Below are 16015 nucleotides of genomic sequence, written 5' to 3'. Positions count from 1 at the left end.
TTATATTTCACCACGAAACGATTGCTTATGCGATTCAAAAAACCGCATCGCTCATTCCGTTTGCTACCGAAGTGAATTATACTCCGATCGAAAAAGAAATACCAACTCCGTTTTCAACCAATTTCCTTGAAAAAATCGACAAATTAGCGCTTAAGGACGAGTTTTTGTCACGTTCTCTTTGTTGCGAACCACTTTAACTACGAATTTCGGCAAAGAGAGCATTCTTTTGAACCGTTTTGGCTCTTGAGCAAGACGATAAAGCCACTCTAGTCGAAGCTTCTGAAATACAATCGGGGCGCGCTTTAAGTTGCCAGAGATAATATCAAAAGTTCCTCCTACACCCATCATAAAGGATGCACCTAAACGTTCCTTATATTGAATGGTCCAAGCTTCTTTCTCCATTCCACGTGCAATGAACAGAAGATGCGGACGAAGGCTGTTAATCTCTTCTACAATCTCTTCATCTTCATTAGGACCAAAAAATCCGTTGCGACAGCCGACAATTCGAACAAGCGGATATTGCAGTTGCAGTTTCTCTGCTGCTGCTTCGATAATTTCTTGAGAAGTACCGAGTAAATATGCGGTCCACTTATGTTTCTCTCCCTGCTCCATTAAACGGTGCAAAAGATCAAAACCTGTGACTCGTTCCGCCACCGGCTCCCCTGCATAATTAGCTGCCCATACGACTCCCGCACCGTCCGGTACGATCATATCAGCTTTTTTCATAACGTTAGCAAATTCAGGGTTGTTTAAAGCTTCCATTACCATGATCGGATTAGCCGTTATGACATGCGTTTGCTTGCCTTCCTCGATTGCCGTTGTAATGTATTGTACCGTCTCGTCCATGCTTAGTTTCGAGAACGGTATGCCAAAAATCGGCACGGTTGGTAGTTGTTTCGACATGAGGAAATCACCTCGATTTATATTGACGCAACAATTGTACAATTTGTTGCGCCGGTCTTTTTGCTTGCTGTTTTAATTGCTCAATCGCTGCACCATGCTTAGCTCGCCACTCCTCAGGCCCATCAAGCAGCTGGCAAAAAGCGTCTGCGAAAGCTTCGGCATCCAGCGCTTCCGTCGAGCCGATCGCTTTAAGCCCTAATCGATTCAGGAACTGATCGATCTTCGGATCGTAAGACAAGCCGAGCATAGGCACATGGCGATTCGCTGCATAGATAAGCGCGTGAAGGCGCATGCCCAGCAGAACGTCACACTGGCCGACCGCGAGCAACATGCGTTGCGGGTCGTCGCCAGGGGCGGCAAGCTCAGCGGAACTTCCTTCGCCGAGCCGGCCGCTTAGCCGTTCCATCACTTCCTCCGACACAACTTTGTCGGAGGGCGTGTGGAACGGCAGGAAGCGCAGCCGAACTGGCCTGCGCTTCGACAGCGCGACTAGCGCCTCAGCGGCGCGCGCCATATCGGCGCCGTCCTCGCGCCAGCGGCGCAGCGAGACGCCGATAATCGGCGGCGTCTCGCCCGCACTTGAAGCGGCAGCGCTTAGCTCGCCGCTCAAAGCTTCCGTTGCCATAGCCTCTGGTAGCGGCAAACCCATAACCGGATCGGGAACGATATCGATCCGGTCATGGGGGACGCCCATCCGCCCAAGCAAAGCGGCGGACTCGGCGTCACGAACTGATACATATTTGCTCCCGAGCATTACACTGCGGATCAATGGGTCCATCCAGCGGCGATTAACAGGGCCGATCCCTTGCGAATAGGCGAAGGTTGGCTTGCCAAGCAATTGGGCAAGCTTCATCACTCCCGTATAATACGGGATTGTCTTCGCACTCGTTGCATCTTGCAACAAACTTCCTCCACCGCTGATTAAACCGTCGCTGCCGCGCAGTGCACGAAGCACATCAGCAGGGCGCATCCGGTGTACTGACTCTACGCCGTACATCGCGCTTGTCCATGCAGGATCTGCACTAAGTACGATAGGCTGAATGTGCACACCTTGTACCTCAGCCTCATCTTCGAGCGCTAGCAAAATCGAACGCAGAACCGCTTCATCACCGCTATTACGAAAGCCGTAGTAACCAGAAATTGCTATACGGAATACTTTCTTACTTTCGGCAAAACCCATTTACGCCAAGCTCCTTCCAAAACGATCCAAGCAGCGATAAAGATACCGCCTATTACAAGCCCAGTACCCAGTCCTAGCAGCACACGAATAATTGAAATGTATAGTGGTGTATGAATATGTGTGAACGTACTCACCATAGTTAGTTGTCCAAGCGTGCCCACAATAATAAGTACCCACGCTGCACGATATCGAAGCGCAAGGAACAAACCAAGAATAAGCGGCGGATGCCCTAGCATAAATTCTTTAAACCGTGGACGAACGCCAAATGTCGATTCCAGCCAAGTACGAATAACAAGCTCGATCCACGGAACTTGCCCAGAGTTGCCCGTACGCGACAAGTAGTAGAAGCCTACTGCTCCTAAAACAGCTGCCACCATAACCCACATCAGCGTTATCGGCTGCTTCAGAAGCTTAACAGCACGACCAATAACACCTCGACCATCGCTACCCTCATAGAGGAACACATAAATCGCTACAAGGAATATTGGAGCAAGATGAAGTACACTTACACCGCGGAATTGCTCCAGCACCAAACTATACGTAATATTGTTTAGTAGTCCGAAAACAAGCGGAACTGCTGTAAACGTAATACATGTCGCTACAACAAACCAATTCAGCATAATTCCGATTCGACGTCCGATAGATAAACCTGGGAATATCCATTGTGTTTTTCCATCTTGTTCTAATGTCGCGCCACCAACGTTCCATTGGTCACCGCCCACCATACGGCGTTCACCAATCGTTCGAGAGTAAATACGATTCATTACCCAAATGATACCCAAAGTCGGAGCACTTACAGCAGCACCAAGTGCCAGCCCCTGCTCCATAAGTGAACTGTTCAATACGTACAGCCCCGCTGAACCAATCAATCCAATTACAAATACAAGAATCGCTACATGAGGAATGAATGCAGCTATGAGCAGCGCAATAATAGCTACTGCACCAATGGCAACAACACCACGAAGCGGCTTTTCCCATGACGCTGTTTCAGAAATAAACGGCTTTGCTTCACCAGCAGGGAAGCCACCCCCCGTTACTTTCGCAACAACACCTTCTGGTCCACCCATTGCAACAGCAAGCTTCTCAATAGAGTTAGTAAGCATGCCCACATCTGAATTCCCTAGCGCTTGTGTGTTTAGGAAAAACATCCGGATATTCCGATCCTTTGCAGCTAATAAGAAGCGATCCGCAATACCTGCCGGCGTCATCTTATCGGCATCTTCAGGTGATAGAGAATACAATCTAGCTACATTATAATTTGTCAAATAAGCTAATTTATTAATACCAGCTTGTGGTTTCTTTAAATTTTCAATTGTTGTTAAACCAATGCCATGTTTGTTCAAGAGCTCGCCAAAGCTATCTAAGCTATTTAACTCAGCTTGATTAGTGGCACCTTTAGCTTTCTCGCCATCAAACAACAATCTGGTGACACCATATTCCTTCAACTTTGCAAGCTGTGCATCCGTTCTTACTGAATCATACGGCACAACTCGATCAGAGAATCGCGGCAATATGCGGAATCCAGCATCTTGAATGGTCTTAAGTGTCATCGGGTCAAAATCCATCGTTTTGAGCACAGCATTGCTTACAGACTGCTCAATAATAATACCTTTACGATCTTGGAACGACCAATCACGATGTGCTACGTCCATACGATCGAATGCATCTCTTACAATAGGTCCGATTTGCTCAAATTCTTGCTCTCCGTGGAATAGAATATACGTATTATTAGAACGTTCATCAGGTAACTTACCTTGAAGTAGCGCTGCATCTTTTTCGTTATAATAAGTTAATCGTCCTGCCTGCATTAACTCCCTAAGAGAACTTTCATAAACCGCCATTGTCGTAATGCCCGCATCTTTCAAAAGCTTAAGTTGCTCATCCAAAAACTGCTGTGGACGAGCCTCTAGTTCAGATACTTCAACAATATCACGGTAGTCAAATACGTATTCAACGTTATCGGATGTTTTCTCCATCGCCATTCTTTGAGCACCAAGAGGCAATGCTGCTAGAACACCAATCAACGTAATAACCCAAAGAATAACTTTCGCTTGTCTATTCCAGCGCTGCCAACGAATTAACAAATAAATCCTCCGTTCCAAGCTTTCATCTTTTATGTACGGTCCACACGGGACATTACAGTCGATATCATAGATTTGAGTGCAACAGTTGCTGCTTCATGGGATTGTTTCTTCACCGCAAAATAAACCTTAATCTTCGGCTCCGTACCCGAAGGTCGCAAGCAAAACCATGACCCGTCTTCGCAAATGTATTTAATGACATTTTCCGGTCTTAGTCCACTTAAGCCAATGCTATAATCCAACACTTCTGTAATGCGTACGCCGCCAATCACTTCTGGTGGATTTTGTCTCCAATCATCCATGATGCCTTGAATTTGCCCGACTCCGTCGATGCCCTTAAGCGTACGCGACTCCAGACCTTCGAGATAATAGCCATACTTTTTATATAGCTCTTGCAGAACGTCATATAGCGTTTTCCCTTGACTGTTATAATACGCCGCTGCCTCACTGATCAAGAGCGCTGCAACATTAGCATCCTTGTCTCTAGCATACGTACCGGACAAATAACCGTAGCTTTCCTCGTATCCGAACAGGAAGGCGTGTTCGCCCGTCTCTTCGTACGTAGTCATTTTTTCGCCGATATATTTAAATCCGGTTAATGTATTTTCAACTGTAACATCGTGAGCACGCGCAATATCTGCCCCCATCTCACTTGTAACTATTGTTTTGATAACAAGGCCGTTAGCAGGGAGTAAACCGTGCTCTTTCATAACACTAAGCTTATAATGAACCATTATTGCACCCGATTGATTACCGGATAACACAACATAATTACCAGCATTATCTTTGACAACAGCGCCCATTCGATCTGCATCAGGGTCCGTTCCAATAATAATGTCAGCATTCACTTGTTTGGCAAGTTCAATCGCAAGCGTAAACGCTTCTTTCTCTTCTGGGTTAGGAGATGCCACTGTGCTAAAGTAGCCATCTGGTTGCTCTTGCTCCTTTACAACATGTACATTTCGGAAGCCCGCTTGCTTAAGCGCCTCACGAACAGGCATATTCCCTGTCCCATGTAGGGGTGTAAACACAACACTGAAATTTTCCCCAAGATCGCCTTTCACAAGTTCAGCGTTTAAACCTTCTGCAACAACCGTCTCGATGTATGCACGATCCGCTTCCTCACCTAACCATACAAGCAAACCGCTCGCCTCTGCATCTTCGCGAGATATACGTTTAATTTCGTCGAATCCTGTTAGGTTACCAATCGCTCGAATAACTTTCTCAGCATCCTCAGGTATAAGCTGTCCCCCGTCTTGGCCATAAGCCTTGAATCCATTATACTCAGGCGGGTTATGACTCGCAGTAATGACAATACCGCTTGCTGCTCCTAATGTACGAACGGCAAACGATAATTGTGGAGTTGAACGAAGACCTTCAAATAAATAGGTTTTAATTCCATTAGCTGCAAGGACTAACGCCGCATCAAGCGAAAACTCTGGCGAGTTATTACGTGAATCATGAGCGATAACGACCGACGGACGTTCTACTCCATCTTGAGACAATAACCAGTTCGCAAGTCCTTGTGTAGTTTTCCCAACTGTATAGCTGTTCAACCGGTTCGTTCCCGCGCCCATGATGCCTCTTAGTCCAGCAGTCCCAAACTCGAGGTCCCGATAGAAACGATCTACGAGCTCCTTTTCCTGAGACGAGATGCTGCGCAGTTCTTCCTTCGTTGTTTCATCGATTAACGGATCGTTCAACCAGGCCTCATAGCGGGCCCAAATCGTTTCAGTAGTTTGTAAGCTCATAGGGAACAACCTCACTTTCTCACTTAAATGACTACATTTTAAAATACATTATTATGAACGTGCGGATAAAGCGAACATAAGCTCACCTTCAGCAACGATTTTGTCGCCTACCTTAGCAGTAGCCCGTCCTTTACCGATCGGACCTTTCAAACGGGTGATCTCAACCTCAAGAATAAGAGTATCCCCTGGTTTTACTTGATCACGGAATCGGAAGCCATCAATACCCGCAAAAAAACCGAGTTTACCGCGATTTGCCTCAACCATTAACATCGCTACTGTCCCTACTTGCGCAAGCGCTTCTACGATCAGAACACCTGGCATTACCGGGTACCCCGGGAAATGGCCAACAAAAAAAGGCTCATTCATCGTTACATTTTTGAGACCAACAGCACGTACACCTGGCTCAACCTCCAAAATACGGTCAATGAGTAAAAACGGTGGGCGATGCGGAATAATTTCTTGAATTTCATTAATATCCATCATAAAAAAAGCTCCCTTCAACAATTCATAGTATAAAACGGCGTCAAATTAGCGAGACTATATCTATCCTTCATAAAACTGCAGTTTGCGAAGGTTAAGATAAGGGGGCTTGACTCTCGGACATTAATCGTCCCGAGTCAAGCCTCTTTTTTGTCTATTGAACATGTCCCGGTGGTGTATTTTTTGCATTAAGCGACTTATAAGAGATCATATATACAAAAGTAGTTAAAAACGAAAACGCGATGACTACCCATAAGTATGTATGTGCAAAAGACGCTTCAAAAAAGATAAACATAATGGCGACATAAAACATAACAGTCGTCAGTTTACCCATCCAATTAGCTGGAACATTTTTTTTCTTACGGAAGTGAGTCAATAAACCCCCTGCTATCATGCCCAAATCTCGCAGAAACATAGCCCCTGCAGCCCACCATGAAATATGACCAGTAAGAAGCAACGATAAAATAACGGTGAAGAGCATGAGCTTATCCGCAAGTGGATCCAGCATCTCGCCAACCGACGTAACCTGACCGTATCTTCGGGCAATATATCCGTCCAGTATATCCGTTACTCCAGCAGCTACGACGACCAAAAAGGCGGGAATCATATGACCGCTAACGAATATACCAATGTAGACAGGGATTAAAATAAATCTCAATGTAGTCAATAAATTGGGCAAATTCAATCGTTCACACTCCTCCAGGTCCTCCGGAATGTTCCACCATCGTTCCCAACTATTATAAACTACCAATTCAAAAATGAAAACAAACACCCCATTAATTGGGACAAGCATCCAATTGTCAAAGTTTCGGATATATGTTAATATACTGACTGAACGTTCAGTATATAAATATGTTTGAGAAATTAGCCGTTGGGAGGTATCCTGTGAGCAAAAAACAAAACCAGACAATAGAAACTAAAGCAAAGATTTTGGAGGCCGCACATTCGCTATTTTCGAAAAAAGGATATAACGCTGCTTCAATTGAAGAGATTGCTGCTTTGACAGGTACAAGTAAAGCAAACATCTATTACCACTTCAAAAGTAAAGAGGGGTTAATCTTCTCCTTATTAGATCAAAATGAAGCTGAATGGAAAGCCCTCTGGAAAGAACAGAGGACTCATTACGACACCATTACAGCATTTCTAAATGCCATGGTTGAAATCAGCTTAACTCGCAATCTCCAACATCCACTTAGCCGGGCAATCAAAGAGTTTTTAGACGACTCCTTGGGCAAACCAGGAGAAGTGCGGGAGAAGATAATCGCCAAATTCGAAGATTCTCGTTTGTATCACGAAAACTTGATCAAAGACGGTATCGACTCTGGAGAGTTTAAACCAGGCAATCCAGCGATATTAAGCGTCGTGTTTGAGACAATGATCAGGGGACTTTTTGAAGCAAGTCAGGGAATGGAATTAAAACAATCACTCGAGTTGTATCAAACGGCATTACATGTATTTTTTACTGGGATATCTAACAAAACGGATTAACAGTAGATATAGAAACTGATAGAAATGGATATGGAGGAACACAAATGAACCCAACTTCTGCCGCTTTAGAACCGGCAAACAACAATCTTGAAAACATTAAACGTTTACCTATATTGATCACTTTGATCATTGGTGCATTTTTTTCGATCCTTAATGAAACATTGCTGAACATCGCTTTCGTCGATCTGATGGCTGACCTTAACGTTACTTACACGACCGTACAATGGCTGTCGACTAGTTATATGCTTGTTGTCGGTATTCTTATTCCGGTGTCTGCACTACTTGTTCAGTGGTTCACTACGAGGCAAATGTTTATTGGTGCAATGACGCTATTTTCTATCGGAACACTCGTATGCGCATTATCGCCTGAGTTTTCAGTATTGCTCATTGGCCGTATTATCCAAGCTCTTGGAACAGGCTTAATGCTCCCAGTTATGATGAATACCATCCTTGTCCTCTACCCGCCTGAGAAAAGGGGCGCCGCGATGGGCAGTATCGGACTTGTGATCATGTTCGCACCTGCTATCGGTCCAACATTGTCCGGTCTCATCCTAGAATCATTACATTGGCGCTGGTTGTTCTTCCTTGTACTTCCTTTTGCAATCTTCTCCATCCTATTCGCAATTGTGTATCTTAAGAACGTAACGAAAATAACAAAGCCAAAAGTAGATGTTCTCTCTATACTGCTTTCTACGGTCGCATTTGGGGGAATTGTCTTCGGTTTTAGTAGTCTTGGTGAAGGAGCAGGAGGTTGGAGCAACCCTCGTGTCTATGTAGCTGTTATTGCTGGTTCCATCTCATTAGTTCTGTTTATTGTGAGACAGCTCGTTTCCAAATCACCAATGCTGGACTTGCGTGCTTTCAAAACACCGATGTTCTCATTTGGAACAGTGTTAATTATTATCGTTATGATGTCACTTTTCTCTACTCTGCTACTGCTTCCTATTCTAATGCAGTCAGGTTTAGGATTGACTGCTGCAGCAGCTGGGCTCGTTCTATTACCTGGCGGTGTATTAAATGGCTTCCTATCACCAGTTACAGGCAAGCTGTTCGATAAATATGGTCCTCGAGCGCTTGTTATACCAGGGTCGGCTATTCTAGTCATTGTTATGTGGGCTTTCACACAAATATCATTGGATACAAGCACATCAATGATCATTTTGCTACACTGCACGATGAGCATAGCTATGTCGATGATTATGATGCCAGCACAGACGAATGCTCTGAATGGACTAGCACCATCTTATTATCCGCATGGCTCCGCTATTCTTAACACATTGCAACAAGTTTCTGGAGCGCTTGGTATCGCCTTTTTTGTTAGCATTATGTCATCCAGCAAAAATAGTTATCTAGCAGATTCTGCTGATCCTACCTCTCCGCTCGAAGTTGCTAATTCGATTGGAGTCGGTATTAACAGCGCCTTCACTATCGGGATGGTATTTGCGATTATCGCTTTAGTCATGTCGTTCTTTATTCGACGCTCTGTAGCGCCGAAGGGCTAGCATTGCAGGTGTCCATTTTGACCCATACAAGTTTCTAAAGTCACTCGGATTACTGCTGTAAGAGTAATTTTTACCCTTACAGCTTCTAAAGTAACTCAACTCCGTGCTGCAAGGATCATTTTGAACCTTGCTGCTCCATAGGTCGATCGATTTCGCTTTACAAACACCGTTACCGAAAACAATAGCTAGAAAAAAAGACGTAGTAACAAAGTAGAAATATCCACTTTGTTACTACGCCTTTTCATTTTATATAATAAGTTGCAATTATGATTCTGCAAATACGAGATCGTATAGATGACGCCAGGTCGCCCAGTCGAATACCTCATCCTTAGGCCCTTTGCCAACAACTACAAAACCTATATACAGGCCAATGACTAACATAATTAGCATAATGATTGGCACGATACTTTTACGTAGTATCCAAAACATAACTCTCACCCATGTAGGAAACCGATGTTGTTCCTCATCATCGTCTTCCCACTCGGTATTTTCTTTTTTCGAAACTGCTTGTTTAGCCCCCGTTTTACCCGTTGAAGCAGTATTCGCAATCGTCTGTGACGTACTGCCTCCATGACGCTGCGAACGAGAAAGCTGGCCGCTGATTAAGCCTATGCCCGAGTTCCCTTCGGTATTAGTTTCTTTTTCAGGTTGATTATCGAACTCATTTCGACCCGAATTGATTCGATCATCTGCCATACTAATCACCTTCATTCTATCCTACGCGCGCATCGTGTTAGCAAGTCCCATCATCGTATCACTTGATGATAAAGCTCTTGCTGCCAGTTGATAGGCACGCTGAACATTAATAAGCTCCGTCATCTCATCCGTCATCTGGACGTTAGACTGCTCTAAATAACCTTGACGCAAGGCTATGCGATTATCCTCATTTGGTACAATCTCTTGAACAGCATCATCAACTAAAGTACCTTCTGCTATAGTAAACAAATTATCCGCTACTGCAGATAAAGCCGCAGGACGAGTAGCCTGTAGAAGCTTGATGCTACCGAGATTAATCGTTCTTTGAGAAGATACACCTAATACCGTTCCATCCGGGTCTACTCGAAGTGAATAACCAGCAGGCATAACGATATTACCTTCTACCATGTTGCCATCCGCATTACGAACATTTGCAACAACCGGATACCCATCCCCCGTTGCCAAAATCGTATCACCGTTTGCAGCCATCGTCAACTGAAAGGCTCCATTACGAGTATACGCACGATTGCCATCGCCATCTACCTGTACTTCGAATAAGGCATTTCCTTCAATGGCGAGGTCCGTCAATTGACTAGTTGCTTGCAGCGGGCCTTGAGATAGGTTTGGCTGAACCATCGTCATCTTAGCACCCCAACCTTGACTAAAGTTAAGGGGTGTTAGTCTACCTGGTTGATCAAATGTTTCCGGTTGTTTTTTACTATTATTAAGAAGATCCTCGAAAGTTGCTTCTTTCCTCTTATACCCAACGGTATTAACATTGGCAATGTTGTCAGAAATAAGATCAAGCTTCTGCTGAAGTGCGTTCATCGAGACCATTGCATTAACCATTGAAGCGTTCATTCCCCGATACCTCCCTATACTCGTTCGCATTTAAAATGTACAGCGAATGATTTACCTTGTCCGAATTAGACGCGCCCAACCTCATTGACCGCTTTTTGCAAGCTTTGATCATAAAATTGAATGACTTTCTGATTCGCTTCATAAGCCCTTAACGCTGACATTAAATCTACTGAAGCTTGAGCGGGATCAACATTAGAACGTTCAACATAACCTTGTCTTACTTCTATTCGCTCACCAGCCACAGTTTGTCTCACTTCGCCTGCATCCGTCATGAATTTGAAGTTACCGTTACCTTGACGGACGAGGTCATTCGGATTTTCTATGCGTGATATTAAAAGCTGAACACCAATGTCTACTCCATTGGGGTCAATAAAACGTTGATTATCCGTCAAAACGAGACTATCCAGTCCAACGCCAGGTGGTAGTTGAATCGGTGCTCCGTTTGTGCCTAGCACACTCGAGCCATCGCTAGTCATAAGAAAGCCATCACCAGTTAAAGTGAACTTTCCGCCTCTTGTATACCTAGTCTCTCCTGACGGGTCCTGCACAGTAAAGAAAGCTTGGGGCTGGAAAGTAACTTCTCCATCTGGACCAATTGCTTTACCTGAGGCATCAAAAGAAAGACCTTCAACCTCGATATTAGAAATAAGTGCAAAATCGGAAGATTGGTTCGTCTGCGTTAAATCACCTTGTAGATGAATCGATAAACTTTCTTCCGCAAAAACACCACTGTTCCATCGACCAATAGAAGTATGCTGCGCACCCTCTACACCTGTCATCGACAAGAGCATCTCTGGAAAAGAGCGGGTAACCGCGTTATTCTGTTTGTAACCAGGTGTATGAATATTGGATATATTGTTCGTCACCGTGTCGTGACGACGTTGTTGTGCAATCATTCCCGATGCCGCTGTATATAGACCTCTAAGCATTGATTCTTCCTCCTCCAATGTTTGCGAAGCAAACATTACTTCGAGAGCATCTACTTCGTTTGCGAAGCAAACATTACTTCGAGAGCATCTACTTCGTTTGCGAAGCAAACATTACTTCGAGAGCATCTACTTCGTTTGCGAAGCAAACATTTCAACAGAAGTATTTGCCGTCTCTTCCAATTGAATATTCCTTAAATATATATCGGTTGGAAGCAAAGTCGGTTGAATAGCTTGTCCATGCGACCTTAGACTCATTTCCGATTCGGCGTGCCTCGCGAGGAGCACCCTACCTGCGAAAGCTTGTCCAATGATACAATACCCGTTATTTCTTCAGCTTGTCTAAATGATCTAATAAGATGCCCGTTCCCTTAACTACACAATGCATCGGATCTTCTGCGATCAAAACAGGCACTTTAAGCTCATCAGCAAGAAGAGCATCCAGTCCGCCAAGTAGTGCTCCGCCACCAGTCAAGATGACACCACGATCAATGATATCTGCCGACAATTCCGGTGGAGTTTGCTCAAGCACATACTTCGCCGCTGCAACGATAGACATAATAGAATCATGCAGTGCCTCTCTCACTTCACCCGAGCGGATCGTGACGGTAAGAGGAAGCCCTGAAACCATATCACGTCCACGAATATCAATCTCTTCCCGGCGTCCATCGTCATAGACGGACCCAATTTTGATTTTGATATCTTCGCTTGTCCGTTCACCGATCAGAAGCTTGTATTTACTTTTAATATATTTCATAATTGCGTCATCGAATTTGTTTCCGGCAACCTTAATCGAAGAAGCGGTAACAATATCGCCCATAGACAAGACGGCCACGTCCGTCGTACCGCCGCCAATGTCTACGACCATATTGCCGCTAGGCTGGAATATATCCATTCCAGCCCCAATAGCGGCAGCCTTCGGCTCTTCTTCCAAATATACTTCCTTCGCACCACTTCGTTCCGCTGCCTGGCGTATAGCCTTTTGCTCAACAGAGGTAATATTCGTTGGCGCACAGATCAGAATACGCGGCCTGCTGAACCACTTACGTCCTTCAACGCGATCAATAAACGCTTTTAACATAATTTCTGTAATATCAAAGTCCGCTATAACGCCATCCCGTAATGGACGAATGGCAATAATATTGCCCGGTGTACGCCCGACCATGCGATGGGCTTCTTCACCAACCGCTAATACCTTCTTCGTATCGCTTTCAATTGCGACAACAGAAGGCTCGTCAAGTACAACGCCCTTACCTTTTACATGAATGGATACATTAGCCGTCCCAAGATCAATCCCGATGTCCTTGCTCAGCATAAGGCTTAAGTCCCCCAATGAATAATGTTTGCTTAATCGCTCATTTTAGTTCTTCCAACACAGGAAAAACCCCTAACGAACATTATTCGCCAAAAAGGACAAAAATCCTCTATGCTTTGTAAAAAATATCTGGAATTATTAGGTCGACTTTACGCCTTACCTGCTGCGAGCACTTCACGCTTCTTTGTACTTGTTTTTTTGTACTTAATCTTAGTCGCTTCGCCACCTCTAAGATGCCTGATCGACTTATGGTACTCGAGAATGTGCTTAACCTGGTCAGCCAGGTCCGGGTTTATCTCCGGCAACCTTTCGGTCAAATCCTTGTGCACCGTACTCTTGGACACGCCGAACTCTTTAGCGATCGTTCGTACCGTATGCTTCGTCTCCACGATGCAACGGCCTATTTTAATGGTTCGCTCTTTGATGTAATCGTGCACGTTCCCGCCTCCCTACTCGAGATAGTTTGGTACATTATATGAGTGGAGTGGGTATATATTCGTTATGTCCAAGCGTGACAAGCTTTGAAAGTGAATAAATTTTCAAAAATGCGAAACAGGCGAAGGAAAAATCCTTCGCCTGTACGACTTTAGCTCTATATAACGTTATGGAATTATTCTTTGATGTAATCGATCGGGTTAACTGTTTCACCGTTTAGACGAGTCTCAAAGTGTAGATGTACACCTAGATCTTTCTCGAGCTCACTGCGGCCTGCTTTTGCGATAGTTGTGCCTTGTTTAACATCATCGCCTTCTTTAACAGTTACGTCAGTTAAACTTTGGTACACAGTCACTAAACCGTCTCCGTGGTTAATCTCAACAACATGACCGTTCGTAGGATGCGGCTCAATATGCGAGATCGTTCCATCTAAAGCTGCTAGTACATCAAACGGCTGTCCGTCTGGATGAACAAAATCAATACCTGTATGCGGGGAGAACGTGTTGCCCACTTGAACGAGCGCAGCTTCTCTTTCTGTTGCAGTTGCTTTTGCATCATAAAATTTCGTTTGCTCTTGAAGTTCTTCTTTCTTTGCTACCGGCCACTTCATACCAAGTGCACTAGCAACAACCGGGGCAGCTTCTTCTTCACCTGTTCCCGCTTGCTCACCTTCACCTTGCGAAACTTCAGTAGAGGTATCCGGGCCAGTAGTAGGCTTAGCCGGATCATTTCCCTGATAGATCCACATTAAGGTTACGATAATTGCTGCCGCAGCCATGAAGATTGCTGGAGAAACCCATCGCTTTGCGAATAGTTTCTTCAGTCCGCTGCTAGAGTTCGCGGCAGACGCTCCTCCCAGATTATTTTTGGGAGTTTCCTCTTGTCTTTGCTTCTGTTTGTTTTGGTTTTGATCATTCATTGATATCACCTCACTAGCCATTGTTACCAGATCTGCTAGGTTTATACGTGAGGATATCATTTTTTAAGAGTTTGCCTAGTTTCGAAGCTTTGAAGCTTGTTCCACAGTTGAATCCGTATAGTAGTGAAGCAAAATATCTTTTGCATCTCTACCATCTTGCGCCATTCCATTAGCCCCCCACTGACTCATTCCAACCCCATGGCCTAATCCGTACGTTGTGAAGATCACTTTATCTTTCTCAATCTTCCACTTGAATTGTGAGGATGCTAGTCCCAGTCTCTCTCTCACTTCGCGTCCACTATACGTCTTTCCGTTAATCTGTATCTCTTTAATTCGTTTACCTTCTGTTCTTTCAGTAACCTTCATTACTAGCTTTGCTCGCGCAAACTTACCCGATAATCCCATAGCTCGATAAATATCTGCCCTCTTAAATGCAAACTGCTGCTCATAACGTGGTGATATCTCTTTATCCCAAGGGCTATCCACGCTTCGCAAGTAGGGAAGCGATTGCTCCCAATAATCTTCCGAATTTTCGGTATAACCATTGCTCGTTGAGAAAAAAGCAGCTTCAATAGGTTCACCCTTATACGTTACAATTAATCCCTTTGTCTCTTCTACCGCTTGCTGAAGCTTAGCTAATAACACTTTCTTCTCTTCGCCCCTCCAACGATTCGCGAGCTCATCTTCCGATAGATAGACCTGATGTTGTACCGTATCCAGCACATCAGCCTTCTTTCTTGTTCTATCTTGTTTAGTCTCAGAGGATAACTTTCGAACGATATAGGTTCTTGCTGCGATAGCTTGCGCCTTTAAAGCTTCTAAATGAAAGTCCATTGGCATTTCGCCTACAAGAACACCCATCACATAGGTTTCTATAGGAACTGTTTCCACTCTCTTCTGATTTGTAAGATAGACTCTGACTTTGACATCATCTAATGCTCCACTAAGTTGCTCAGAAGGGATAATAGCTACTTTCGAATCTGACCTATCCTCTTGTTTACGAGGTGGATGCGTGAATATCGGCATTATATTTGACTCTAACGTATTCTCTGTGTCCTTTAAAGTCGACTGAGGATTGTTTTTCACATTCGTTTTTTTCTGTTCCGCTGCGCTTACCCACTTCGGTTCCCGCTCCACCACGCTTGTATACACTTTATTTGATCTTTCCTCAAATGCTGCTATGGAAACTTTCATTCCAAAAACAATGGTACCTAATAGAACACCTATACCAAAAATAATGAACCATCGCTTCTTGCCTACTGTCTTTAACACTTTGATTCTAGCAAGCCTTTTGGTAACCCTAATACTCATCTGCACCCCTTCCTAGTGGGCTTCTATCTGCCCTTCTCTCTCACTTTCAACCAGTACTAGTACAGTCTATGAGGAGGTCTACTAGGATAGAATCAAAATGAATATTCTCTAATCTCCGAACTTCTAAAGCTATCAATTGTGCAATTCATTGCTTAGGGGATAGTTTT

The 16015-nt window shown here is 44.4% G+C and carries 16 protein-coding genes; 3 read left to right on the top strand and 13 right to left on the bottom strand.

From position 1 onward, the window contains the following. Positions 1-150 precede the first annotated feature (150 nt). The 6 genes from I6N90_RS22660 to I6N90_RS22635 form a co-directional block, all read right to left on the bottom strand. Positions 151-903 (bottom strand): WecB/TagA/CpsF family glycosyltransferase, encoded by a 753-nt coding sequence (locus I6N90_RS22660; RefSeq protein WP_197938033.1) that lies wholly within the window; start codon positions 901-903, stop codon positions 151-153. Between the two features lie 7 nt (positions 904-910). Continuing rightward, entirely contained in the window at positions 911-2083 is a 1173-nt protein-coding gene (gene csaB, locus I6N90_RS22655; RefSeq protein WP_197938032.1) for a polysaccharide pyruvyl transferase CsaB, read from the bottom strand. Further along, positions 2047-4167 carry a DUF5693 family protein gene (locus I6N90_RS22650; RefSeq protein WP_197938031.1) on the bottom strand — a complete coding sequence of 707 codons (2121 nt, stop codon included), beginning with the start codon at positions 4165-4167 and terminating at the stop codon, positions 2047-2049. The genes csaB and I6N90_RS22650 overlap by 37 nt, the downstream gene beginning before the upstream one ends. Positions 4168-4196: 29 nt before the next feature. Then, positions 4197-5915, bottom strand: a complete 1719-nt coding sequence (locus I6N90_RS22645; RefSeq protein ID WP_197938030.1) for a phospho-sugar mutase — start codon at positions 5913-5915, stop codon at positions 4197-4199. Positions 5916-5966: 51 nt separating this feature from the next. Beyond that, positions 5967-6398, bottom strand: a complete 432-nt coding sequence (fabZ, locus tag I6N90_RS22640; protein ID WP_197938029.1) for a 3-hydroxyacyl-ACP dehydratase FabZ — start codon at positions 6396-6398, stop codon at positions 5967-5969. A gap of 151 nt (positions 6399-6549) precedes the next feature. Continuing rightward, complete coding sequence (locus I6N90_RS22635) at positions 6550-7080, bottom strand: CDP-alcohol phosphatidyltransferase family protein (protein WP_197938028.1); 531 nt, start codon at positions 7078-7080, stop codon at positions 6550-6552. Positions 7081-7280: 200 nt separating this feature from the next. Between I6N90_RS22635 and I6N90_RS22630 the strand changes: the two genes are divergently transcribed. Then, entirely contained in the window at positions 7281-7883 is a 603-nt protein-coding gene (locus I6N90_RS22630) for a TetR/AcrR family transcriptional regulator (protein ID WP_197938027.1), read from the top strand. Positions 7884-7927: 44 nt separating this feature from the next. After that, complete coding sequence (locus I6N90_RS22625) at positions 7928-9385, top strand: MDR family MFS transporter (protein ID WP_197938025.1); 1458 nt, start codon at positions 7928-7930, stop codon at positions 9383-9385. A 264-nt stretch (positions 9386-9649) separates the two neighbouring features. Here I6N90_RS22625 and I6N90_RS22620 read toward each other — a convergent pair whose 3' ends face one another. The 3 genes from I6N90_RS22620 to I6N90_RS22610 form a co-directional block, all read right to left on the bottom strand. Then, a complete protein-coding gene (locus tag I6N90_RS22620) occupies positions 9650-10081 on the bottom strand; it encodes a DNA-directed RNA polymerase subunit beta (protein ID WP_232243267.1) in 432 nt (143 codons plus the stop codon). A 21-nt stretch (positions 10082-10102) separates the two neighbouring features. Continuing rightward, positions 10103-10942 (bottom strand): flagellar hook-basal body protein, encoded by an 840-nt coding sequence (locus I6N90_RS22615; RefSeq protein WP_197938021.1) that lies wholly within the window; start codon positions 10940-10942, stop codon positions 10103-10105. 65 nt (positions 10943-11007) lie between these two features. After that, on the bottom strand, positions 11008-11871 hold the full coding sequence (locus tag I6N90_RS22610; protein WP_197938020.1) for a flagellar hook-basal body protein: 864 nt from the start codon (positions 11869-11871) through the stop codon (positions 11008-11010). A 17-nt stretch (positions 11872-11888) separates the two neighbouring features. Here I6N90_RS22610 and I6N90_RS22605 point away from each other — a divergent pair, with 17 nt between their 5' ends. After that, on the top strand, positions 11889-12101 hold the full coding sequence (locus I6N90_RS22605) for a hypothetical protein (protein WP_197938019.1): 213 nt from the start codon (positions 11889-11891) through the stop codon (positions 12099-12101). 92 nt (positions 12102-12193) lie between these two features. On the opposite strand, the gene mreB is transcribed toward I6N90_RS22605, so the two are convergent. The 4 genes from mreB to spoIID all read right to left on the bottom strand — a co-directional run bounded on the left by mreB (position 12194) and on the right by spoIID (position 15848). Beyond that, positions 12194-13183, bottom strand: a complete 990-nt coding sequence (gene mreB, locus I6N90_RS22600; protein WP_197938018.1) for a rod shape-determining protein MreB — start codon at positions 13181-13183, stop codon at positions 12194-12196. Positions 13184-13332: 149 nt separating this feature from the next. Continuing rightward, positions 13333-13620, bottom strand: a complete 288-nt coding sequence (spoIIID, locus tag I6N90_RS22595) for a sporulation transcriptional regulator SpoIIID (protein WP_197938017.1) — start codon at positions 13618-13620, stop codon at positions 13333-13335. Positions 13621-13793: 173 nt separating this feature from the next. After that, positions 13794-14537 (bottom strand): M23 family metallopeptidase, encoded by a 744-nt coding sequence (locus I6N90_RS22590; protein WP_197938016.1) that lies wholly within the window; start codon positions 14535-14537, stop codon positions 13794-13796. Between the two features lie 75 nt (positions 14538-14612). Then, a complete protein-coding gene (gene spoIID / locus I6N90_RS22585) occupies positions 14613-15848 on the bottom strand; it encodes a stage II sporulation protein D (protein ID WP_197938015.1) in 1236 nt (411 codons plus the stop codon). Between the last annotated feature and the right edge of the window lie 167 nt (positions 15849-16015).

The organism is Paenibacillus sp. GSMTC-2017 (genome assembly GCF_016019935.1).
Taxonomy (GTDB): domain Bacteria; phylum Bacillota; class Bacilli; order Paenibacillales; family Paenibacillaceae; genus Pristimantibacillus.
Note: the sequence above shows the minus strand (reverse complement) of the source record. Positions and strands in the feature narration are given on the sequence as shown.

Coding starts and splice junctions, on each gene's coding strand:
- I6N90_RS22660 (WP_197938033.1), bottom strand. CDS start 903: ATGTCGAAACAACTACCAACCGTGCCGATTTTTGGCATACCGTTCTCG.
- csaB (WP_197938032.1), bottom strand. CDS start 2,083: ATGGGTTTTGCCGAAAGTAAGAAAGTATTCCGTATAGCAATTTCTGGT.
- I6N90_RS22645 (WP_197938030.1), bottom strand. CDS start 5,915: ATGAGCTTACAAACTACTGAAACGATTTGGGCCCGCTATGAGGCCTGG.
- fabZ (WP_197938029.1), bottom strand. CDS start 6,398: ATGATGGATATTAATGAAATTCAAGAAATTATTCCGCATCGCCCACCG.
- I6N90_RS22625 (WP_197938025.1), top strand. CDS start 7,928: ATGAACCCAACTTCTGCCGCTTTAGAACCGGCAAACAACAATCTTGAA.
- I6N90_RS22620 (WP_232243267.1), bottom strand. CDS start 10,081: ATGGCAGATGATCGAATCAATTCGGGTCGAAATGAGTTCGATAATCAA.
- I6N90_RS22615 (WP_197938021.1), bottom strand. CDS start 10,942: ATGAACGCTTCAATGGTTAATGCAATGGTCTCGATGAACGCACTTCAG.
- I6N90_RS22610 (WP_197938020.1), bottom strand. CDS start 11,871: ATGCTTAGAGGTCTATATACAGCGGCATCGGGAATGATTGCACAACAA.
- I6N90_RS22605 (WP_197938019.1), top strand. CDS start 11,889: ATGTTTGCGAAGCAAACATTACTTCGAGAGCATCTACTTCGTTTGCGA.
- mreB (WP_197938018.1), bottom strand. CDS start 13,183: ATGCTGAGCAAGGACATCGGGATTGATCTTGGGACGGCTAATGTATCC.
- I6N90_RS22590 (WP_197938016.1), bottom strand. CDS start 14,537: ATGAATGATCAAAACCAAAACAAACAGAAGCAAAGACAAGAGGAAACT.
- spoIID (WP_197938015.1), bottom strand. CDS start 15,848: ATGAGTATTAGGGTTACCAAAAGGCTTGCTAGAATCAAAGTGTTAAAG.